Here is a 20,658-nt window from a genome sequence, read left to right as displayed (position 1 = left end):
TTGACGCGTGCATGGATATGCACATATAGTGATCCGCATGACGAACCCAGCCTCTACACGTTCTCGGGCAATTGATGCCGCAATCGACTCTCTCGATGGAGCCTTCTTCAAAGCACTTTGCGAGCCGTCGCGGGTAGCTGTGCTCAAGCGAGTCATGCAACTGGGGCGTGCGGATATCGCCGAGATTGCCGAAGGGGTGCCTCAAGAGCGTTCAGTGGTGTCTCGTCATCTGCAAGTGCTATCAGAGGCGGGCATCGTCCGTGCTACCAAGGTCAGCCGGCAGATGTTCTACGAGGTGGATGGGGCGGCGGTGGTGACACGGCTCGAAGCCATTCTCCAACACATGAAGAGTCTGGCCCCGTTTTGCTGCCCTGGTGTGCCAGAGTAGTTTTTTATTATTTCAATATATGCATGAGTGCGCATAAATGAACATAATTAATGAGCCCACGGATGTCATCGTTATTGGTGCGGGCCAAGCTGGGCTCGCGTGTGGTTGGCATCTGCGGCAGCAGAATCTCAGTTTTCTCATCCTGGATGCCGAGAGCCAGCCAGGTGGAAACTGGCGCAATTACTACGACAGCCTGAGACTTTTTTCCCCTGCTGCTTACTCATCGTTACCTGGGATGCCTTTTCCCGCTGAAGCTAAGCACTATCCGCTACGCGATGAAGTCGTACGTTATTTGGAGCAGTACGCGGACGCTTTCCAGCTACCCATTCGGCAGAACATACGAGTCCAGAAAGTGTGTAGGGAGGATGGACTATTTCTGCTTCAGGCATCTGATGGTCAGCGTTTCTGCTCAAAAGCATTGATTGTTTGCACTGGCGGATTCAATCAGCCGTTCATCCCTGACATTCAGGGGCTGGAGAATTTTCGCGGGCAACGTTTACACAGTGCTGATTACCGAAACGTCGACGGCTTCATTGATCAACGAGTAGTGGTCATAGGTGCTGCCAACTCAGCTGTACAAATTGCCCATGAGTTGGCTCAAGTCAGCAGCGTCGTTTTGGCGACAAGGGAATCGATTCGGTTTTTCCCGCAAAAGATCCTCGGTGTGGATTTTCATGCTTGGCTCAAGTGGACAGGGATGGAGAAGACTCGTTGGCTGAATGACCAAAGTACCCCCGTACTGGATGATGGCACCTATCGTCGAGCCATTAAGCAGGGACTTTTTGAGTGCAAGCCGATGTTCACGGAGGTAACGTCAACGGGCGTGATCTGGGCTGATGGGCAGCACACGGACGTGGACAGTTTGGTTTTCGCGACCGGGTTTCGTCCGAACCTTGGTTTTTTGGCAGGTTTGCACGTGACGGGCAATGAAAGCCTGACCCAACGCAACGGGAAGGCGGAGCATGTACCGGGTTTGTATTTTGTGGGATTACCGAAGCAGCGAAACTTTGCTTCGGCCACCCTTAGAGGCGTCGGACGAGATGCTTCTCACATCATCCCTAGCTTGATGCGCTTCATTCACGATGCATCGCACCCCGTGTTCGCTTGATGCCGGCTATCGATTTTTTCTGCTCAACACTGCGTCTACCGGAACATCGTAATTAACTGCCTTTTTGCGTAGTTGGCAGACGCCAAGTGGCGATGAAGCACAGCAACAGAAGCCCGCACATCACGCTAAGCAATACCGATGCTCCGAAGCTATCCAGAACGTAAGCAGCGGCGATGGGGCCGCAAGCTTGGGCGACAAGGATGGGCCTTGCGAGCAATCCCATTCGTGCGCCATACCCTTTGGGCCCAAATAGGGCCAGTGGAAGAGTGCCGCGAGCGATAGTAAGAATGCCATTACCTGCTCCGTAAAGCGCAATCGCCACGAACGCCAGCCAAGGCAGGCCTGAGATTAGCAGGCCAAGTCCGATCAAACACAGCAACACGCCAACTCGTGCGGACCAAGTTGGGTGGAGGTTTCTGCCTATGGAAAACTCTGCCACCCGTGCCACGACTTGCGAAGGGCCAATCACCATGCCGGCGGCCAAGGCCACAGCAGTCGCAATCCCCAGTTGCTTAAGGACATTGAGCAGGTGCACTGAGATACCTGATACCACCAGCGCCAGAATCGTCAGCATCGCGCCAATCAGCAAGAACAGATGGTTGGTAGTGTCGGGGCGAAGCTCTGATGCATTGGGTGCTTCGGTAATGATGGGGTGAGGCGGTTGTTTTGTGCTTCCGGGAATCAACAGGGCATGAATAGGGAATCCTATTACCAAGTGAGCAGTTGCGATGACAAAGCAGGCGCTTCGCCAACCGATCCAACTCTCCAGTCCCGCTATCACCGGCCAGCCTATGGTGCTGGCGAACCCACCTAACAGGGTTAGCCCGGTAATTGACGTTCGAGCCCCCTCACCGAAAAGACGTCCTAGAGTTGAGAAGGCTGCGTCGTATAAACCCGCTGCCATGGCAGCGCCGATCAGGGTCCAGGCGAGATAGTAAATGGCAGTGTTTTCCGCCAGCCCCATCAGTAGCATGCCGAGAGCCAGCAGCAATGAACTGGCGGCTAGGACAGAGCGTCCGCCATAACGATCAATCTGACGACCAACTGCCGGCGAGGAAGCTCCCGCAACCAGCAGCCCCCAGGACAAGCCACCCACCACACTGGTGATGGACCACCCGGTTTCTTTGGCTATCGGTGCCGCAAGCACGGCGGGCAAGTAATAGGTCGAACCCCAGGCAAGAATCTGAGTGAAACCCATCCCCCATACGAGCCTGGAGCGATTAATCGGGGGATGAATCTGCTCGGGAAGTGTCACGACCGGCGTGCTCGTTTTTAGTTGGCAGTAACAACAAGCTAGCGCTTTCCTCTGGGGACCGTCAACCGGGAAATCCGTGTTGACGATTCCGAGATAGCAGGATTATTGTTGCTGCTACCAACTAATTTGTGACGGTTATGACGAAGGGTAAAAACGATCAGCTGACTCAGGATTCTGAGGACTTGTACGAGGCGCTGAACCAGCTGGTTCGCGTCCATCAGTTCCGTGATCGTGATCGGATCTGCTGTTATGACGTGTCTGTAACCCAGTGTTATGCCGTCGAAACGCTGGTCAAAAGGGGCTCGCTGCGCCTTCAGGTCTTGGCGGAAGAAATGTTCTTGGACAAGAGCACGGCGAGTCGAGTGATCGATACCCTGGAGCGCAAAGGGTATGTATCCCGTGTCGAGGATGATGAAGATCGGCGTGCAGTGCGAATCCAGGCAACGGCGGCTGGACGTGAGCTATACGAGAAAATCAGAGCTGACCTGATTGCTGAAGAGCGAGCGATGATCGAGAACCTCTCGGCTGAAGCTAGGCAGGGGGCGCTGAGTTTGCTCAGGCAGATTACGCGGGCCACGGAGATTCGCTGTGGGCTTGTGAGCGAGTGCTGCCCAGCGGTGAAAAGCGAGGATTGAAAAAGGGAGGGTTTTCCCTTTTTTTGCCAAAAATGTTGTTACTACCAACGTAATGGAATGCCAACAATGCAAATTCGTTTAGCTGAAGCCAAAGACACCGTTTCTATAGCTGCCATCTACAACCAAGGGATTGAGGAGCGTAGTTCTACGTTTGAAACGACTCCTCGCAGTCCGGCAGACATGCTTGATCGCATCAACTCAATGGAACGTTATCCAGTGTTGGTCATGGTCAATGAGGCCGATCAGGTTGTTGGATGGGCTGGGCTCAGTAGTTATCGCGCCCGTGCCTGTTACGACGGCATTGCGGATTTTTCTATTTATCTGGATCGCAGTGTTCGCGGCCAGGGGCTCGGTAAGCAGTTGCTTCAGTCACTGCTGAAAGAAGCCGAAGCTCGTGGTTTCTGGAAAGTCCTTTCACGCATTTTTACCTTCAATCACGCCAGCCTAGCACTGTGCGAAGCCTGCGGTTTCCGCCAAGTGGGCGTGTATGAAAAACATGCTTGCCTGGAAGGACGTTGGCTCGACTGCGCAATTGTTGAGCGCCTGTTTCCGGTCAATCAGCCAGCCTGAAGAAGGAGTCGATCATGGAAAACACTCACCTTCCCATCGCCATAATTGGAGCGGGCCCAGTGGGCCTTGCCGCAGCCGCTCATCTGCTGGCCAGAGGTATCACGCCGCTGATTCTGGAAGCTGGCCCGACGGCGGGGTCCAGCATTGAAGAATGGGCGCATGTGAAGATGTTCTCTCCATGGCAGTTCAACGTGGACAAGGAGGCGGTCAAACTTCTGCTGGCCGCTGGTTGGACTCCACCACCGGAGAATGAGTATCCAACGGGTCGTGAACTGCTGGACCGGTTTGTTCGACCTCTCGCGGACCTCGAACAGATCAAGCGTCACTTGCAGCTCAATACCCGTGTTCTGGCAGCCACTCGCGTCGGTCAGGATGTGATGAAGACCCAGGGCAGATCGACAGCTCCTTTCTTGCTCCGTGTTGCAGGGCCAGCGGGTGAGCAGGACGTGCTGGCCAGCGCTGTCATTGATGCCTCGGGCACCTACCTGACGCCAAACTGGATGGGTGCCCATGGCATCCCGGCCTTGGGCGAGATCCCCCATGCCTCGCACATTGCGTACGGCATACCGGCGGTGCTGGGCCGTGCCCGGAATCGTTATGCCAACAAAAGAGTCCTCGTGGTGGGTGGTGGGCACTCCGCGTTTAACGCCCTACAGGATCTGGTGCGCCTGACTCAGGAGGCACCGCAAACCAAAGTGCTCTGGGCGATCCGGGGCAATTCCCTTGAGCGCATTCTGGGGGGGGGGGCAAATGATCAGTTGGAAGAGCGCGGAAAGCTTGGCCTGAAGATTCGCCAGTTGCTGAATGACGGTGTGATCGAGCTGTTCAAAAACATTGCTATCGATCAGGTTGCAGACAATGGCCAAGGGCTGATCGTGAAGGCGGGAGAGCAGATACTTCCACCAGTGGACGAACTCATTGTGGCGACGGGATTCCGCCCAGACCTGAGCCTGCTCGCTGAGCTGCGTATCGCGCTTGATCCCGCGACCCAAAGCGCAGTGTTACTAGCTCCTATGATTGATCCCAACGAGCACAGCTGCGGTACGGTCAGGCCCCATGGCGCGGTCGAGCTGACCCATCCCGAGGAACGTTTGTTCATTGTGGGGATGAAGAGTTATGGCCGGGCGCCTACGTTCTTGTTGATGACGGGGTATGAGCAGGTTCGATCTGTCGTTGCGGCATTGGCGGGCGATTGGGATGCAGCCAAAAGGGTTGAGCTGGTCCTCCCGGAGACCGGCGTATGCAACTCGGATTTCGAAGGGGCTGATGATCGATTGGGGACTTCGCCAAGTGAGGGGGCTTGTTGCGGCACTGGAGGGGCTATCCCTGAGGTCGCATCTCGAACCTCGCCGAAGTGTTGCAATGGCTAGAGCATTTACCGGGGTCACTCAGGGCTGGATACTTATTTCTCGTCAACTTAGTCGACGATTTCTGAATACAACTCGTGGTCGAGATCCAGCCCTGAGCTGATCGGGTCAACAATCAGCTGTGACGCCATACCTTGACTGAGGATATCAACAGGATTGCCGCAAGCAGCGGCAGCAAGTATGCCGTCGGGATTAGACCTAACAATTGTCCACCGATAAATGTTCCGATGATGGAGCCTGCTGCCATGATCAAAATAAAGGGCCGTTGGGCGCGGATTATTGAAAAGCTCTGATCGCGACTGTATCGCGTGAAGCCCACAATCATTGTGGGCAGGCTAACCGCAAGTGAGAGGCTGCCGGCGAGCTTGATGTCAGCACCGAATAAAAGAACGATTGTCGGTATGAGCAGCTCCCCCCCAGCGACGCCCATCAATGCAGCAACCACTCCAATACCGAATCCGACTACGATCCCGACAATAGCCAGTATCACGCCTTGAAACAGAGGCGTTCCAGTCGAGCTCGTCTCATGGCCGAACAGCAAAGCTGCGGCAATCCCCACAAGCAGCACTGCCAATACACGGTACAAGGTTTTGCTTTTAAGCTTGGTTGCCCACCCGGCTCCAAACCAGGCACCTGCGAGGCTTCCGGCCAGCAGCGTGACAATAATGTCCCATCGCTCAAACACCTGCGCGTAAGGGACAGCAAACGCACGAAAAGGAAGGGCCGTAGCTACCACCACAAGGCTCATAGCCTTGTTGAGGATAATTGCTTCCAGCGCACCGAAACCGAACAGCCCAATGAGCAAGGGCAGTCGAAACTCCGCACCACCCAGGCCAATCAATCCGCCTAGGGCGCCGATAATGGTGCCGCTACCGAATATGGTGATTTTGTTTTTCTCTCTAACGGGAGTCATTGTTCTCTTTCTTCCTCTTGCCCCGAAAATTGAAAGCTGCCTGCTTAAGCTTCCTGAATGTCCTGGCAATCAACAGATCCGCTGACAGGTTGAATGCCGGAAAAATAGCCCCGCGACGTTATAGCGTGCTCTGGCAATTGTCTATGAGCCAGGCAGGGATGGGGCAGGCCAAGTGCATCTGTTCAATCGTGGCGTTTGGAGTGCGGTGTTGCAGTCAGATCGCATAGTCAAGCGGCACGCTTATTACATAAACCGCATATGCATATGATCGGATGTCTTAGAAGCGCCATGTGGGCCTGTCTGATATTTCCCTTTGCTTGTGATGTCTGAGCGATACCGAAATTGTTACACCAATGGGCTTCAGAGCAAATTTCCCACCGAGGCTTTACCTTCTATGCGAAAAAACATATATTCGTAAAACCGTATATGAGCTGAGGCTTCACAATGACCAGCAAAGCCCGTGTCCTGTTCGTCTGCACCGCCAACGCTGCACGCTCCCAGTTGGCCCAAGCGTTGTTGAGACATACCGACTCAGAGCATTTCGAGGCATTCAGTGCCGGCACAACGCCGACTCAGATAGATCCGCGTACCTTTGAGGCGCTCTCACACATCGGTGTGAGCAGCGAAGGATTACGCAGCAAGTCGATAGACGAATTCCGTGGTGAGCGTTTCGATTACGTCATCACCTTGTGTGATAAAGCCGCAGCCGAATGCCTGTCGTTACCTGGCGCTGGCGAGGCGTTGGCCTGGAGTTTTGAGGACCCGGTAACCAGCTCCAAACCCGATGCCTTCCGTCACACCCTTCACGAAATTCATGAGCGCATCAAGATGTTCGTCTTGGTCAAAAACAAACACTGAGAACCGATATGGCTGACCATCTGACACCAACCACTGTTTTCAAATGCCTGGCTGACGACACTCGGGTGCGCACGATGCTGCTCATCACTAGTGAAGGAGAGCTGTGCGTTTGCGAGCTGACCTGCGCGTTGAACGAGAGTCAGCCAAAAGTCTCCAGGCACCTCGCACAACTGCGAACTTGTGGCCTGTTGTCGGACCGTCGGCAAGGCCAATGGGTCTATTACCGACTGCACCCCAATCTGCCGGACTGGGTCCATCAAGTGCTGACCACGGTGCTGGAAAGCAATAAGCACTGGTTGAGCCCAGATGCCAAACGCCTTGATGAGATGGGCGACCGTCCTGAACGGGCACTCGCCTGCTGTTAAAGCTGGATCGTCTGATTCCGCCTTCGACTACGAGATCGCCCGATGAAAATCCTGTTCCTCTGCACTGCCAATAGTTGCCGCAGCATCCTTTGTGAAGCGGTCTTCAATCACTTGGCACCGGAAGGCATGAAAGCCTACAGCGCTGGCAGTCAGCCCAAAGGCGAAGTGCATCCGCTGAGTCTTAATACGTTGGAGAAAGCTGGTATTTCGACGTCTGGGCTGTTCAGTAAGTCCAGCGATGTCCATGTGAACTTGGCACCTGATTTCGTCATCACGGTGTGCGACAAGGCGGCCGGTGAAGCCTGTCCGGTATTTTTCGGACCGGCCACCAAAGCCCACTGGGGGCTGGCGGATCCTTCGGAATACCATGGAACTCAAGAAGAAATCGAAGCGGCTTTTGAAGCCACCTCGGAGCAGATCAGAACCCGTATTGAAGCCTTCCTGGCCTTGCCACTTTCCCAGCTGAGTGCCGAACAGCTCAAGGCAGAGCTGGCCCTGATTGGCACGCTGTAACCACAGGAGCAATGATCATGAGTAAAAGCCGCCTTTCGTTCCTGGATCGTTACCTGACCCTGTGGATCTTTCTCGCCATGGCTTTGGGCATTGGCTTGGGGAGTCTGTTCGCAGGCTGGCCACAATGGCTCAACAGTCTTTCTGTGGGCACAACCAACATCCCCATCGCTATCGGCTTGATCGTGATGATGTATCCGCCTCTGGCCAAGGTTCGTTATGAGGAACTGCCGGAGGTCTTTAAGGACAAGCGCATCCTCATTTTGTCTTTGGTCCAGAACTGGGTCATCGGCCCGGTGTTGATGTTCGCACTAGCGATCATCTTCCTTCGAGACCAACCGGAATACATGACGGGGCTGATCTTGATCGGCTTGGCGCGTTGCATCGCGATGGTGCTGGTCTGGAATCAGATCGCGGGTGGCAACAATCAATACGTCGCCGGATTGGTGGCATTCAACAGCATCTTCCAGATCCTGTTTTTCAGTGTGTATGCCTGGGTTTTCCTTGGGCTGTTACCGCCGCTGTTTGGCCTGGAAGGCAGCGTGATCGAAACCAGCTTTGTCAGCATTGCCGAGTCGGTGCTGATCTACCTGGGTGTGCCATTCCTGGCAGGCTTCCTGACCCGCAAGATCCTCATCGCCCGTAAAGGTGCAGTCTGGTTTCAGGAGCACTTCATTCCCAAGATCAGCCCACTGACACTGGTGGCATTGCTGTTGACCATCGTGGCCATGTTCAGCCTCAAGGGTGACGTGGTCCTGCAATTGCCATTGGATGTATTGCGCATCGCAATCCCTCTGACGATCTACTTCGTGGTGATGTTTTTCATCAGCTTCTGGATGGGCAGGCTGCTCAAGGCTGATTACCCACGTACCACTGCACTGGCCTTCACAGCCGCGAGCAACAACTTCGAACTGGCGATTGCCGTCGCCATTGCCACCTTCGGCCTTGCGTCCCCGGTCGCCTTCGCCACGGTGATTGGTCCGCTGGTGGAAGTACCGGTGCTGATTTCCCTGGTCGGTGTGGCCCTGTGGTTGAAACGCCGCTGGTTCGATGAACCCAAGAGCGCTATTGCGCAGGACAAAGACTATGTTTGATGACCATCTCCCCCAACTCGAAACTGAATTGGTTGATCTCCCATCGACTGACAAGCTCGGTATCGTAAAGACCTCCATCCACAAGCCGCGCATTTTGCTGCTGTACGGATCGACCCGAGAGCGCTCCTTCAGCCGTCTGCTGGTAGAGGAAGCTGCTCGGCTGCTGGAGCACTTCGGCGCCGAGACGCGGATTTTCAATCCCTCCGGTTTGCCGCTGCCAGATGATGCTCCCGACGATCATCCACGCGTGAAGGAGCTGCGCGACTTGGTGTTGTGGTCCGAGGGACAGGTCTGGTGCTCTCCAGAGCGTCACGGAAATATGAGTGCAGTGTTCAAGGCGCAGATTGACTGGGTGCCACTGTCCATGGGTGCGGTTCGCCCGACCCAAGGCAAAACCCTCGCAGTCATGCAGGTGTGTGGTGGTTCGCAGTCGTTCAACGTGGTCAATCAGCTGCGAGTGCTCGGCCGCTGGATGCGCATGTTCACCATCCCCAACCAGTCCTCTGTACCGAAGGCCTATATGGAATTCGACGATAACGGCCGGATGAAACCTTCCCCGTTTTATGACCGCGTCGTTGATGTGATGGAAGAGTTGGTGAAGTTCACGCTGCTGCTTCGCGACCGTCAGGACTATTTGGTCGACCGTTATTCCGAGCGTAAGGAATCGGCGGAAGAACTCATGAAACGTGTCAATCAGCGCTCCATTTGAGGATTTTCACCGTGCAACAACACCCATATTCCGTACTGCCGTTGGCACAGTTCGATGGTCAACTGATCTTCACCCCGTGCCCAGGCACGAAGGGCACCAAGCCCTTCGAGGCGTTGCAAACCCTCAAGGACGCAGGCGCATCGGCGCTGCTGACGCTGATGCCCTCCGAGGAGTTGCTTCAGAACGAAATCGACCTGCTGCCCGAAGAATGCCAATTGCTCGGCATCGAGTGGTTTCACCTGCCAGTGGACGATGACCAAGCGCCTGGTGAAGCGTTCAAGGCGGCCTGGGAACAGCACCATCCGCGTCTCAAGCAATTGCTGACCGAAGGGAAAACCATCGCCATCCATTGCAAAGGTGGCTCGGGGCGTACCGGCTTGATTGCCGCTCAGCTGCTGATCGAAAGCGGTGTGCCATTCAGCGATGCCATCCGCGATGTTCAGTCGCTGCGTCCGCGCGCCATCCAGCATCCTGCCCACATTGAATACATCGGCCAGTTCGACACCCAGTCGAACTCCCACTGACAACAGATACAGAGCACAACAACATGACTATCAAAGTTGGCATCAATGGTTTCGGTCGGATCGGTCGCCTCGCTCTGCGAGCAGCCTGGAACTGGCCAGAGTTTGAGTTTGTACAGATCAACGATCCGGCCGGTGATGCAGTCACCCATGCGCACCTGATCAACTTTGACTCTGTGCATGGTCGTTGGCACAACGAAGCCAGCGCAGAGGGCGATCAGGTAGTGATTGGCGGCAAGCGCATCAAGGTCAGTGCGAACAAAGCGATTGCCGACACCGACTGGTCGGGTTGCGATCTGGTGATCGAGGCCAGCGGTAAGATGAAAACCGTCGCGGTGTTGCAGGCCTACTTGGATCAGGGCGTTAAACGTGTGGTGGTCTGCGCTCCGGTGAAGGAAAAGGGTGCGTTGAACATCGTCATGGGCGTTAACCATCAGCTGTTCAACCCGGTGGAACATCGCATCGTCACCGCCGCTTCGTGCACCACCAACTGTCTGGCGCCCGTGGTGAAAGTGATCCACGAGAAGCTGGGCATTCGTCACGGCTCGATCACCACCATCCACGACCTGACCAACACCCAAAGCATTCTCGATCAGCCGCATAAGGATCTGCGCCGTGCGCGTGCTTCCGGCATGAGCCTGATTCCGACCAGTACCGGCTCGGCCACCGCCATTGCCGAGATTTTCCCGGAACTGCGTGGACGCCTGAATGGTCATGCCGTACGCGTACCGCTGGCCAACGCTTCGCTGACTGACTGTGTCTTTGAAGTCGAGCGAGCCACCACGGTCGAAGAGGTGAACCAACTGCTCAAGGACGCTTCTGAGAACGAGCTGAAAGACATCCTCGGTTTCGAGGAGCGTCCACTGGTGTCCATCGACTACCGTACCGACCCGCGTTCATCGATCATCGATGCGCTGTCGACCATGGTTATCAATGGCACCCAGGTCAAACTTTACGCCTGGTACGACAACGAATGGGGCTATGCCAACCGCACCGTCGAACTGGCCAAAATGGTCGGTCTGGCAGTCTAAGGAGCGGTCATGAAAGCGTTGTCAGCCCTCGCTCCGGAAGTGCGGCAGTACCTGCTCGTCACGGGCAACTACTGGGCCTTCACCCTCACCGACGGCGCCTTGCGCATGTTGGTGGTGTTGCACTTTCACGCGTTGGGCTACAGCCCACTGCAAATCGCGGCATTGTTTCTGTTCTACGAACTCTTTGGCGTGATCACTAACCTGGTGGGTGGTTATCTCGGTGCCCGGGTGGGTTTGAACCGGACCATGAACATCGGGCTGGGCATGCAGGTGGTTGCGCTGTTGATGCTGACAGTGCCCTCGGCCTTGTTGACCATCCCCTGGGTGATGGGCGCTCAGGCGCTGTCAGGGATTGCCAAAGACCTGAACAAGATGAGTGCCAAAAGCTCCATCAAACTTCTAGTTCCGGATGGGCAGCAGGGCAAACTCTATAAGTGGGTGGCGATCCTTACTGGATCGAAGAACGCACTCAAGGGGGTCGGCTTCTTCCTTGGTGGGGCCTTGCTGGCACTGATCGGCTTTAAAGGCGCCTTGCTGGCCATGGCGGGTGTCCTGGCGCTGATCTGGATCAGCAGCCTGGTCCTTCTGAAGAAAGATCTGGGCAAAGCGAAAGCCAAGCCAAAGTTTCGCGACATCCTGTCCAAGAGCCGAGCGATCAATATTCTCTCGGCGGCACGGATGTTTCTGTTCGGTGCCCGCGATGTCTGGTTTGTGGTGGCCTTGCCGGTGTACCTGAGCAGCGTGTTCGGCTGGGACTTCTGGGAGGTTGGCGGCTTCCTGGCGGCCTGGGTGATTGGATACGGCATCGTGCAGTCCTTTGCACCCAACATCACCGGCAAGAAACGTGGGCATGTACCGGACGGTCGTGCGGCGTTTCTGTGGGCACTGGCTCTGGCGGGTCTACCTGCGGCCATTGCGCTCGGGCTGAACACCGGTTTGTCGCAGCAGGCGGTGCTGCTCGGCGGACTGATGGTCTTTGGTGCACTGTTCGCGGTGAATTCGTCGCTGCACAGCTACCTGATCGTGTCCTATGCCAAGGAAGACGGTGTGTCGCTGGATGTGGGGTTTTATTACATGTCCAACGCCATGGGACGGCTCATCGGCACGGTGCTGTCCGGTTGGGTTTATCAGGTGTATGGGCTGGAAGCATGCTTGTGGATATCGAGTGCATTCGTGCTGTTCGCCGCCCTGATTTCTATCGGCTTACCTAGGCATGCCGAGGCGATATGAAGCCCTCAACAACAGGCGGTTTACATCAAGATTGATTGCAATCCACCCTAGGTGGACTGACTGGCAAAAGCGGCCACTATTTCGTTAACAGTGCTTCGCGCTGTTCGTGTCACACCGATCAGCGTGGCGGATGCCGATCCGGTCCACTCGCCGTAACCGACCAGCCACAGCCTTGGCTCTGCGGTTGAGTGGGTGCCTTCGACTTCAACGCGACCCTCTGTGTTAACCACCCCCAGAGAATCCAGATGCTGTAAGGCTGGTCTGAATCCGGTGCACCAAATCACCACATCTACCGCAGACTCAGAACCATCAACCCAAACAACCCCGTTGCGAGTGAAACTTTCGAAAGGTCGCACAGACCTGAGGGCATTGCGCTCGCGGGCTTCGACAACTGGCGGCACCATGACGATATCGCCCAAGCCACCAACTGGCTGTTCGATGACACGCCCCTCCAGCTGGGCTTTCCAGCGCTCAGTTGCGCGCTCGAACAGTACCCGCCCATCCACGTCGTCAGGCAAGAACATCGGTTCTACTGGGGTTACCCACGTGGTTTCCGCGACTTTTGAGACTTCGGCCAGAATTTGTGCCCCTGAATTGCCGCCACCTACCACCAACACCTTCTTGCCCGCGAACGGTTGTGCTTCGACATAGTGCGCGGAATGCAACTGTCGACCGGTGAATAGCTCGGCATCGGGGTAGTGAGGTATGTAGGGATTGCTCCAGGTGCCAGTAGCGCTGACAACAGCCTTGGTATCCCAATGCTTGTCGCCAGAACGAACTCGTACACCTGATTCCGTGAGTTCAACTGAAGTGACCCGAACCGGGCGCTCTACCGGAAATTGGTAGCGTTGCTCGTATTGGTTTAGGTAATCAATCACATGATTTCGAGAAGGGTAGCCATCTTGCGTGGAAGGCATCATCCAGCCAGGGATCGAACTCCAAGTGGCGGGCGAGAAAAGGCGCAACGAATTCCAACCATGTCTCCAGGCACCGCCGGGTTCTTCCTCCGCATCGAGGATGACGAATGAGAGAGCTGTCCGACGCAGGAAATACGCTACAGCCAGGGCTGATTGCCCCCCACCGATAATGACCACGTCTAGTTGAGCGCTGAGCGAATCAGTCATTGGCTGAACCTTGGATCGATGCAAGACGGTCCAGTATAGCGAGTCAATTTTTCCTCCTGCTGATCCAGCTCATTTTGAAAGCTTGAACTACAGGCGCGCTTTAGCGTGGGACCATGGTGACCAGAGGCACTATTTTTGCCGCTAATGATGACTTAATCCTGATTAGCTGAGATCACGTGAAATCGTCACCTTACGCGTGTGCGCTCTATTGATTGTTAGCACTATTTCTAACGGCTACACTCGAACCCCATGAAACGCTATCTGCGGTTTTGCATCATTTTCATGATCAGCTTGGCGCTTCCCCTCAGCGGGATGGCGGGCGTTCAGGCACCGACAGAACCGTGCCCAATGAAGACGATGGGCATGGCGATGATGGACGACATGGGAATGGACTGCTGCAACGATATGAAAAGCCCTGTCGATCACGGCAAACCTTGCAAGCCGGGTCAAGAGTGCAAGACAGGCGGCATGCTGCAAGTCTCGATCTTCAAGCCTCCGGTAACCGTATTCAGCCCCGTAGTGCTATCTTTCCTCAGCGATTCCCTGCCTGTTCAGACCCCGTCCGGGGTATGGCGACCGCCCCGCGTTTGATTCCTGTCCCACATTGAGCCGCATTCCGCGTTAGCGGGATGACCTGGCTGTGCGTATGTCTTTTGATGCGCGCAGTTGATGATCACAGGAATCGTAGACATGAACTCCAAGTGCTATTGCACAGGTTGGTCCCTCGTGGCCGGTCTGGTGGCAAGCGTGCTGGCATTGCCGAGCTTCGCTGCCGCATTGACACTCGATGAAGCGTTGCGGCTGGCCGAAAACAATGCGCCGTCGCTGACGGCACAAGATGCCAAAATTCAGGCTGCCAGCAGCGCAGCTATTCCAGCCGGTGAGCTACCTGACCCCAAACTGCTATTGGGTGTGCAGAATTACCCCGTTGGAGGCCCGGATCGCTGGAGCATCGACCAGGACTTCATGACCATGCAAATGGTCGGAGTCCGGCAGGAGATGCCGAACGGCGACAAGCGCAAAGCCCGTATTGAGGTCGCCGACGCAGCCGTTGATCGTGCCGCAGCGGAGCGTCGGGTCGAACGATTGAAGGTGCGCCAGTCCACGGCGCTGGCCTGGATCAGCAGCTACTCGGTTGAACGCAAAGATGCGCTGTTCCAGGATTTCTACAAAGAAAACCGCCTGCTGACGGATACGGTCCGTGCCCAGATTGCCGGTGGTCGCGCTCAACCCGCCGATGCGGTGACGCCCAAGCAGGAAGCGGCTCAACTGGCGGAGCAGCAGGACGATCTGGTTCTCCAGAGAGTACAGGCCCGAGCAGCCCTCAAGCGCTGGATTGGTCCCGCCGCCAATGACAAGCCTGTGGGCAGCCTGCCTGAATGGCCCGTCGATACCTCCAGTTACGGCCATAAACTGCAACACCATCCAGAACTGGCAGCGTTTGCACCGATGACTCGCGAAGCGCAAGCCAAGGTGCGTGAAGCCGTGTCGGAAAAACAGTCCGACTGGAGTTGGGAAGTGGATTACCAGCACCGTGGCCGCGAGTTTGGCGACATGGTCAGCGTGCAATTTTCCTGGGATTTACCGTTGTTTCCTGACTCTCGCCAAAATCCCAAAATCGCAGCCAAACAGGCTGAACTCAGCCAGCTTGAGGCCGAGCGGGAAGCCCTGTCACGCGAGCACACTCAACAACTGGAGAACGAACTGGCTGACTATGAGCGCCTCAATCGTGCCGTGCGGCGAAACCAGGAAAGCCTGTTACCGCTGGCCAAGGAAAAGGTCGAACTCAGCATGGCCAGTTATCGTTCTGGCAAAGGCGATTTAAACGCTGTTGTTGCTGCCCGGCGTGAACTCATCGAAGCCCGCCTCAAACAAATCGACGTGGAAGAGCAGCGAGCACTGACCAGCGCGCGGCTGTATTTTGCTTATGGGGAGTCCAGCCAATGATCCTTAAAAAATGGAACGGGGCATTGCTGGTAGGCATCTCGCTGGGATTGGGTGTTGCCGGTGGTTACTGGTTGGCACATCAGCGTATGAGCGGAGTACCCAGTACCACACAGGAGCAGAGCCTCAATTCACCGGGCGAACGCAAGGCGCTGTATTGGTACGACCCCATGTACCCACAGCAAAAATTCGATAAGCCGGGTAAATCCCCCTTCATGGACATGCAACTGGTTCCCCAATATGCCAGCGGCGCAGGGGACCGTGCGAGCGTCAGCATCGACCCGAGTCTGACCCAGAATTTCGGCCTGCGTTTTGCGACTGTCACCCGTGGAGTCTTTGGTTCCAACCTCGATGTGTCAGGTGTCTTGGGGTTCAACGAGCGTGATGTCGTGGTGATTCAGGCCCGTACCTCGGGCTTTGTGGAGCGGGTCTATGCCCATGCTCCCGGCGATGTGCTCAAAGCCAATGCGGCATTGGCTGATATTCTGGTGCCAGAATGGGCCGCTGCCCAGACAGAGTTTCTTGCGCTGAGACGCAATGGAGATGCTGAATTGTTGTCTGCGGCCCGACAACGGCTGCGGCTCACCGGGATGCCAGCAACACTGATTACGCAGGTAGAGCGAAGTGGCAAAGTCCAGCCGTATCTGACTCTGACCAGTTCCATTGGAGGTGTGCTGCAAGAGTTGAACGTACGCGCGGGTATGACCGTGGCGACGGGTGACACTTTGGCACGCGTCAATGGCTTGAGCAGTGTTTGGCTAGCCGTCGCCGTTCCAGAATCGGATTCTGGATCTATCACCGTGGGGCAGAGTGTCGAAGCGCGTCTGCCAGCCTTTCCAGGGACAATACTTAATGGCAAGGTCGGCGCGATTTTGCCTGAGACCAATCCGGACAGCCGCACCCTTCGCGTGCGGGTGGAGCTACCCAATCCGGACGGACGCCTCAGACCGGGTTTGACGGCGCAGGTACGCCTGAACCGCTCGACCGAGCAGAGTGTGTTGTCGGTGCCCAGCGAAGCCGTCATTCGCACAGGTCGACGTGCCCTGGTGATGCTCGCCGAAGACGCCGGTCGCTATCGTCCTGTGGAGGTGCAACTCGGGCAGGAAAGCGATGGCAAGACGGCGATATTGAAAGGTCTGGAGGAAGGCCAGAAGGTAGTGACGTCTGGCCAGTTCCTGCTCGACTCAGAGGCCAGTCTTAAGGGCATCGTTGCAAATTCAGAGGAACAGACACCGCCCAACGCAGCAGTCTCCAGCTTTCATGAAGCGGATGGACAGATCGTTGAGATCACCGACAAAGAAATCACGCTCGCCCATGGTCCCTTCAAGACACTCGGCATGCCGGGCATGACGATGACGTTCCCACTCGCCAACCCGGAGCTGAAACAGGGTCTGAAAGCGGGCGACAAGGTCCGGGTCGCGGTGAGTCAGACCGATGATGGCTTACGGGTCGAGCGACTGGATAAATCGGGGAGCCAGCCATGATTGCTGCCCTGATTCGTTGGTCAGTGGCCAACCGATTCCTGGTGCTACTGGCGACGCTGTTCGTCACGGCTTGGGGCATATGGTCGGTGCAGAGCACGCCCATCGATGCGCTACCAGATCTCTCTGATGTTCAGGTGATTATCCGCACCCCTTATCCGGGACAAGCGCCGCAGATTGTCGAGAACCAGGTGACCTATCCGTTGGCCACCACCATGCTCTCAGTACCGGGAGCTAAGACTGTGCGTGGCTATTCTTTCTTCGGTGATAGCTTCGTTTACGTGCTGTTCGAAGACGGCACTGACTTGTACTGGGCTCGCTCGCGGGTGTTGGAGTATCTGAGCCAAATACAAAGCCGTTTGCCGGCCAGCGCCAAGCCGGCGTTGGGACCGGATGCGACGGGGGTGGGCTGGATCTATCAGTACGCACTGGTGGATCGCAGTGGCGGACACGATCTGGCGCAGTTACGCGCACTTCAGGACTGGTTTCTCAAGTTCGAACTCAAGACCCTGCCCAACGTGGCGGAGGTGGCCACCGTGGGTGGCATGGTCAAGCAGTACCAAATACAGCTTGATCCGCTCAAACTGGCCAGCCTCGGTATCACTCAGGATGAGGTAACCGAGGCTATCGGCAAGGCCAATCAGGAAACTGGTGGTGCCGTGCTGGAAATGGCAGAGACCGAGTTTATCGTGCGGGCGTCCGGCTACCTGAAGACGCTCAATGATTTTCGGGCGATCCCGCTCAAACTGGGCTCGGGTGGTGTGCCAGTGACCCTTGGCGATGTTGCCACGATCCAGTTGGGGCCGGAAATGCGTCGCGGCATCAGCGAACTCGACGGCGAAGGCGAGACCGTCGGCGGCGTGGTGATTTTGCGCAGTGGCAAGAACGCACGCGAGACCATTGCAGCGGTCAAGACCAAGCTCGACGAACTGAAAAGCAGTCTGCCGGCTGGTGTGGAAATCGTCACCACCTACGACCGCAGCAAGCTGATCGACCGAGCCGTGGAAAACCTCAGCCACAAGCTCATCGAAGAGTTCATCGTCGTTGCATTGGTCTGCGGGATCTTTCTTTGGCACTTGCGCTCATCGCTGGTGGCGATCATTTCACTGCCGGTAGGTGTGCTGATGGCCTTCATCGTCATGCGTTATCAAGGCATCAACGCCAACATCATGTCCCTGGGCGGAATTGCCATCGCCATCGGCGCCATGGTGGATGCTGCCGTTGTCATGATCGAAAATGCGCACAAGAAAATCGAGAACTGGCACGCGGCGAATCCCGGGGAAGAACTAAAGGGGGAGCGTCATTGGCACGTGATGACCGAAGCGGCGGCGGAGGTAGGCCCCGCATTGTTCTTCTGTTTGTTGATCATCACCCTATCGTTCATTCCGGTGTTCACCCTGGAGGCTCAGGAAGGACGGCTGTTTGGACCATTGGCGTTCACCAAGACCTATGCCATGGCCGCAGCGGCGGGATTATCCGTGACCCTGGTGCCCGTGCTGATGGGCTACTGGATTCGAGGGCGAATACCCAATGAGCAACAGAACCCGTTAAACCGTTGGCTGATCCGGATTTATCAGCCAGCGCTGGACGCCGTTTTACATCGACCAAAGATCACGTTGCTGGTAGCGCTGTTGGTTTTTGTCAGTGCGCTTTGGCCAATGTCTCGTTTGGGTGGTGAGTTTCTTCCACCGCTGGACGAGGGTGATTTGCTCTACATGCCTTCGGCATTGCCAGGCTTGTCAGCGCAGAAAGCAGCGCAATTGCTGCAACAGACCGACCGCTTGATCAAATCGGTGCCCGAGGTCGAGCACGTCTTTGGTAAAGCCGGTCGTGCTGAAACAGCTACCGACCCGGCGCCACTGGAAATGTTCGAAACCACCATCCAGTTCAAGCCACATAAGCAATGGCGTGCAGGCATGACCCAGGAAAAACTGGTGGAAGAGTTGGATCGAGTGGTGCGAGTCCCTGGGCTGACGAATATCTGGATACCACCGATTCGCAACCGTATCGACATGCTAGCCACTGGGATCAAGAGTCCCATCGGAGTGAAAGTTGCCGGCACCAACCTAACGGAGATCGATGCCGCGACTCAGGCAGTCGAGCGTGTGGCCAAGGGCGTACCCGGTGTCAGTTCGGCTTTGGCTGAGCGGCTGACCGGTGGCCGCTATTTGGACGTGGACATCGACCGCAAGGCCGCCGCTCGCTACGGACTGAATATCGCCGATGTGCAGTCCATCGTGGCCGGTGCTATCGGCGGTGAAAACGTCGGAGAAACCATTGAAGGTCTTGCACGCTTTCCGATCAACGTGCGCTACCCACGGGAGTGGCGTGACTCGGTCGGTGCCTTGGAGCAACTGCCGATCTATACCTCGCTAGGGAACCAGATCACCCTCGGCACAGTGGCGAAGGTCAAGGTCACGGATGGCCCGCCGATGCTCAAGAGCGAGAACGCACGACCTTCGGGCTGGGTGTACATAGATGTGCGTGGTCGGGACATTGCCTCGGTGGTCGCCGATCTGCGCCGAGTCGTCAGTGATCAGGTCAAGTTGCAGCCAGGCATGAGCCTGAGCTACTCAGGACAGTTTGAATTTCTCGAAAGGGCCAACGCACGACTCAAGCTGGTGGTGCCTGCCACGCTGCTGATCATCTTCGTGCTGCTCTATCTGACGTTCGCCCGCTTCGATGAGGCTTTGCTGATCATGGCCACGCTGCCATTCGCTCTTACGGGCGGAGCATGGTTCCTCTATCTGTTGGGATTCAACCTGTCGGTCGCCACCGGGGTCGGCTTTATCGCCCTGGCCGGTGTGTCCGCCGAGTTTGGCGTAATCATGCTGCTCTACCTGAAAAATGCCTGGGCCGAACGGGAAGACCTCGGCGACAGCACTGAGCGCGGGCTGGTGGCGGCGATCCGTGAAGGCGCCGTGCAGCGCGTTCGACCCAAGGCTATGACCGTGGCCGTCATCATTGCCGGTTTACTGCCGATCCTGTTGGGCAGTGGCACCGGTAGCGAGGTGATGAGCCGCATTGCTGCGCCGATGGTCGGCGGCATGGTCACGGCCCCCTTGCTTTCCCTGTTTGTCATTCCGGCTGCCTATCGCCTGATGCGTCGCCGGCACCTCATCGTAGAACCCGTCAAACCACAAGGAACATTCGTATGAAACTGACCCTGATAGCAGTTGCAAGCATGGCGTTTATGCTTTCGCTTTCTGCCCATGCGGAGGACATGCCGGGCATGAAAATGGACAGTATGGAAGGTATGCAGATGGAGCAAGAATCAAAGCAAGCTCCAGTAGCCAAAGCGGAGGGCACAATCAAAGCGATCAACTCTGAGAAGCATACTGTAACCATCGCTCATGGCCCTGTACCGGCGGTGCAGTGGCCAGCTATGACCATGGCTTTTTCCGCCACGGCGGAGCAAGTGGCAGGTCTAAACGCCGGAGATCAGGTGGTTTTCGAATTCAAATCTGAGGGCGGGAAAGCAACAGTAGTATCCATCCAAAAAGTAAAATAGCTACGAGACGCCTAGCCCCCTCACATCATTTAGGTGGAAAGGGG

The 20,658-nt window shown here is 56.2% G+C and carries 21 protein-coding genes; 18 read left to right on the top strand and 3 right to left on the bottom strand.

The annotated features are described in order from the left end of the window. Positions 1-37: 37 nt before the first annotated feature. Together KGB25_RS02490 and KGB25_RS02485 are read left to right on the top strand one after the other, a co-directional pair. Entirely contained in the window at positions 38-388 is a 351-nt protein-coding gene (locus KGB25_RS02490; protein WP_223434171.1) for an ArsR/SmtB family transcription factor, read from the top strand. Between the two features lie 37 nt (positions 389-425). Beyond that, positions 426-1,496: a flavin-containing monooxygenase gene (locus KGB25_RS02485; RefSeq protein WP_223434170.1), complete on the top strand. Its 1,071-nt coding sequence runs from the start codon at positions 426-428 to the stop codon at positions 1,494-1,496. Between the two features lie 52 nt (positions 1,497-1,548). Here KGB25_RS02485 and KGB25_RS02480 read toward each other — a convergent pair whose 3' ends face one another. Then, positions 1,549-2,694, bottom strand: a complete 1,146-nt coding sequence (locus tag KGB25_RS02480; RefSeq protein ID WP_223434169.1) for an MFS transporter — start codon at positions 2,692-2,694, stop codon at positions 1,549-1,551. 194 nt (positions 2,695-2,888) lie between these two features. Between KGB25_RS02480 and KGB25_RS02475 the strand changes: the two genes are divergently transcribed. From KGB25_RS02475 to KGB25_RS02465, 3 genes are all read left to right on the top strand, one after another. Then, the gene (locus KGB25_RS02475; RefSeq protein WP_223434168.1) at positions 2,889-3,386 is read left to right on the top strand and encodes a MarR family winged helix-turn-helix transcriptional regulator; all 498 of its coding nucleotides are present in this window, start codon (positions 2,889-2,891) and stop codon (positions 3,384-3,386) included. Between the two features lie 66 nt (positions 3,387-3,452). After that, complete coding sequence (locus KGB25_RS02470) at positions 3,453-3,956, top strand: arsinothricin resistance N-acetyltransferase ArsN1 family A (protein ID WP_223434167.1); 504 nt, start codon at positions 3,453-3,455, stop codon at positions 3,954-3,956. A 14-nt stretch (positions 3,957-3,970) separates the two neighbouring features. Then, positions 3,971-5,326 (top strand): NAD(P)-binding domain-containing protein, encoded by a 1,356-nt coding sequence (locus KGB25_RS02465; protein ID WP_223434166.1) that lies wholly within the window; start codon positions 3,971-3,973, stop codon positions 5,324-5,326. 112 nt (positions 5,327-5,438) lie between these two features. Here the strand turns inward: KGB25_RS02465 and KGB25_RS02460 are convergent, their stop codons facing one another. Next, a complete protein-coding gene (locus tag KGB25_RS02460; protein WP_223434165.1) occupies positions 5,439-6,236 on the bottom strand; it encodes a sulfite exporter TauE/SafE family protein in 798 nt (265 codons plus the stop codon). A 444-nt stretch (positions 6,237-6,680) separates the two neighbouring features. On the opposite strand from KGB25_RS02460, the gene KGB25_RS02455 reads away from it, so the two are divergent. Genes KGB25_RS02455 through arsJ form a run of 8 tightly spaced genes read left to right on the top strand, consistent with a single transcriptional unit; the run spans position 6,681 to position 12,554 of the window. Then, positions 6,681-7,094: an arsenate reductase ArsC gene (locus KGB25_RS02455; protein ID WP_223434164.1), complete on the top strand. Its 414-nt coding sequence runs from the start codon at positions 6,681-6,683 to the stop codon at positions 7,092-7,094. A gap of 8 nt (positions 7,095-7,102) precedes the next feature. Continuing rightward, on the top strand, positions 7,103-7,459 hold the full coding sequence (locus tag KGB25_RS02450) for a metalloregulator ArsR/SmtB family transcription factor (protein WP_223434163.1): 357 nt from the start codon (positions 7,103-7,105) through the stop codon (positions 7,457-7,459). Between the two features lie 42 nt (positions 7,460-7,501). Further along, complete coding sequence (locus KGB25_RS02445) at positions 7,502-7,972, top strand: arsenate reductase ArsC (protein WP_223434162.1); 471 nt, start codon at positions 7,502-7,504, stop codon at positions 7,970-7,972. A 17-nt stretch (positions 7,973-7,989) separates the two neighbouring features. After that, on the top strand, positions 7,990-9,063 hold the full coding sequence (gene arsB / locus KGB25_RS02440; RefSeq protein WP_223434161.1) for an ACR3 family arsenite efflux transporter: 1,074 nt from the start codon (positions 7,990-7,992) through the stop codon (positions 9,061-9,063). After that, the gene (gene arsH / locus KGB25_RS02435; RefSeq protein ID WP_223434160.1) at positions 9,056-9,772 is read left to right on the top strand and encodes an arsenical resistance protein ArsH; all 717 of its coding nucleotides are present in this window, start codon (positions 9,056-9,058) and stop codon (positions 9,770-9,772) included. Before arsB ends, arsH begins: the two co-directional genes overlap by 8 nt. 11 nt (positions 9,773-9,783) lie before the next feature. Beyond that, positions 9,784-10,296, top strand: coding sequence for a cyclin-dependent kinase inhibitor 3 family protein (locus KGB25_RS02430; protein ID WP_223434159.1), 513 nt, complete (start codon positions 9,784-9,786; stop codon positions 10,294-10,296). Positions 10,297-10,319: 23 nt separating this feature from the next. Next, a complete protein-coding gene (locus KGB25_RS02425; protein WP_223434158.1) occupies positions 10,320-11,324 on the top strand; it encodes an ArsJ-associated glyceraldehyde-3-phosphate dehydrogenase in 1,005 nt (334 codons plus the stop codon). A 9-nt stretch (positions 11,325-11,333) separates the two neighbouring features. Then, positions 11,334-12,554 carry an organoarsenical effux MFS transporter ArsJ gene (gene arsJ, locus KGB25_RS02420; protein ID WP_223434157.1) on the top strand — a complete coding sequence of 407 codons (1,221 nt, stop codon included), beginning with the start codon at positions 11,334-11,336 and terminating at the stop codon, positions 12,552-12,554. A gap of 47 nt (positions 12,555-12,601) precedes the next feature. On the opposite strand, the gene KGB25_RS02415 is transcribed toward arsJ, so the two are convergent. Then, positions 12,602-13,678: an ArsO family NAD(P)H-dependent flavin-containing monooxygenase gene (locus KGB25_RS02415; protein WP_223434156.1), complete on the bottom strand. Its 1,077-nt coding sequence runs from the start codon at positions 13,676-13,678 to the stop codon at positions 12,602-12,604. Positions 13,679-13,927: 249 nt separating this feature from the next. Between KGB25_RS02415 and KGB25_RS02410 the strand changes: the two genes are divergently transcribed. The 5 genes from KGB25_RS02410 (at position 13,928) to KGB25_RS02390 (ending at position 20,614) form a co-directional block, all read left to right on the top strand. After that, positions 13,928-14,269: a hypothetical protein gene (locus KGB25_RS02410; RefSeq protein ID WP_223434155.1), complete on the top strand. Its 342-nt coding sequence runs from the start codon at positions 13,928-13,930 to the stop codon at positions 14,267-14,269. 99 nt (positions 14,270-14,368) lie between these two features. Then, a complete protein-coding gene (locus KGB25_RS02405) occupies positions 14,369-15,625 on the top strand; it encodes a TolC family protein (RefSeq protein WP_223434154.1) in 1,257 nt (418 codons plus the stop codon). Next, positions 15,622-17,106 (top strand): efflux RND transporter periplasmic adaptor subunit, encoded by a 1,485-nt coding sequence (locus tag KGB25_RS02400; RefSeq protein WP_223434153.1) that lies wholly within the window; start codon positions 15,622-15,624, stop codon positions 17,104-17,106. Before KGB25_RS02405 ends, KGB25_RS02400 begins: the two co-directional genes overlap by 4 nt. Next, a complete protein-coding gene (locus tag KGB25_RS02395) occupies positions 17,103-20,261 on the top strand; it encodes an efflux RND transporter permease subunit (protein ID WP_223434152.1) in 3,159 nt (1,052 codons plus the stop codon). Before KGB25_RS02400 ends, KGB25_RS02395 begins: the two co-directional genes overlap by 4 nt. Next, positions 20,258-20,614, top strand: a complete 357-nt coding sequence (locus KGB25_RS02390; protein WP_223434151.1) for a copper-binding protein — start codon at positions 20,258-20,260, stop codon at positions 20,612-20,614. The genes KGB25_RS02395 and KGB25_RS02390 overlap by 4 nt, the downstream gene beginning before the upstream one ends. The last annotated feature ends 44 nt before the right edge of the window (positions 20,615-20,658 follow it).

Source organism: Pseudomonas sp. BF-RE-21 (assembly GCF_019947305.1).
Classification (GTDB): Bacteria; Pseudomonadota; Gammaproteobacteria; order Pseudomonadales; family Pseudomonadaceae; genus Aquipseudomonas; species Aquipseudomonas migulae.
Note: the sequence above shows the minus strand (reverse complement) of the source record. Positions and strands in the feature narration are given on the sequence as shown.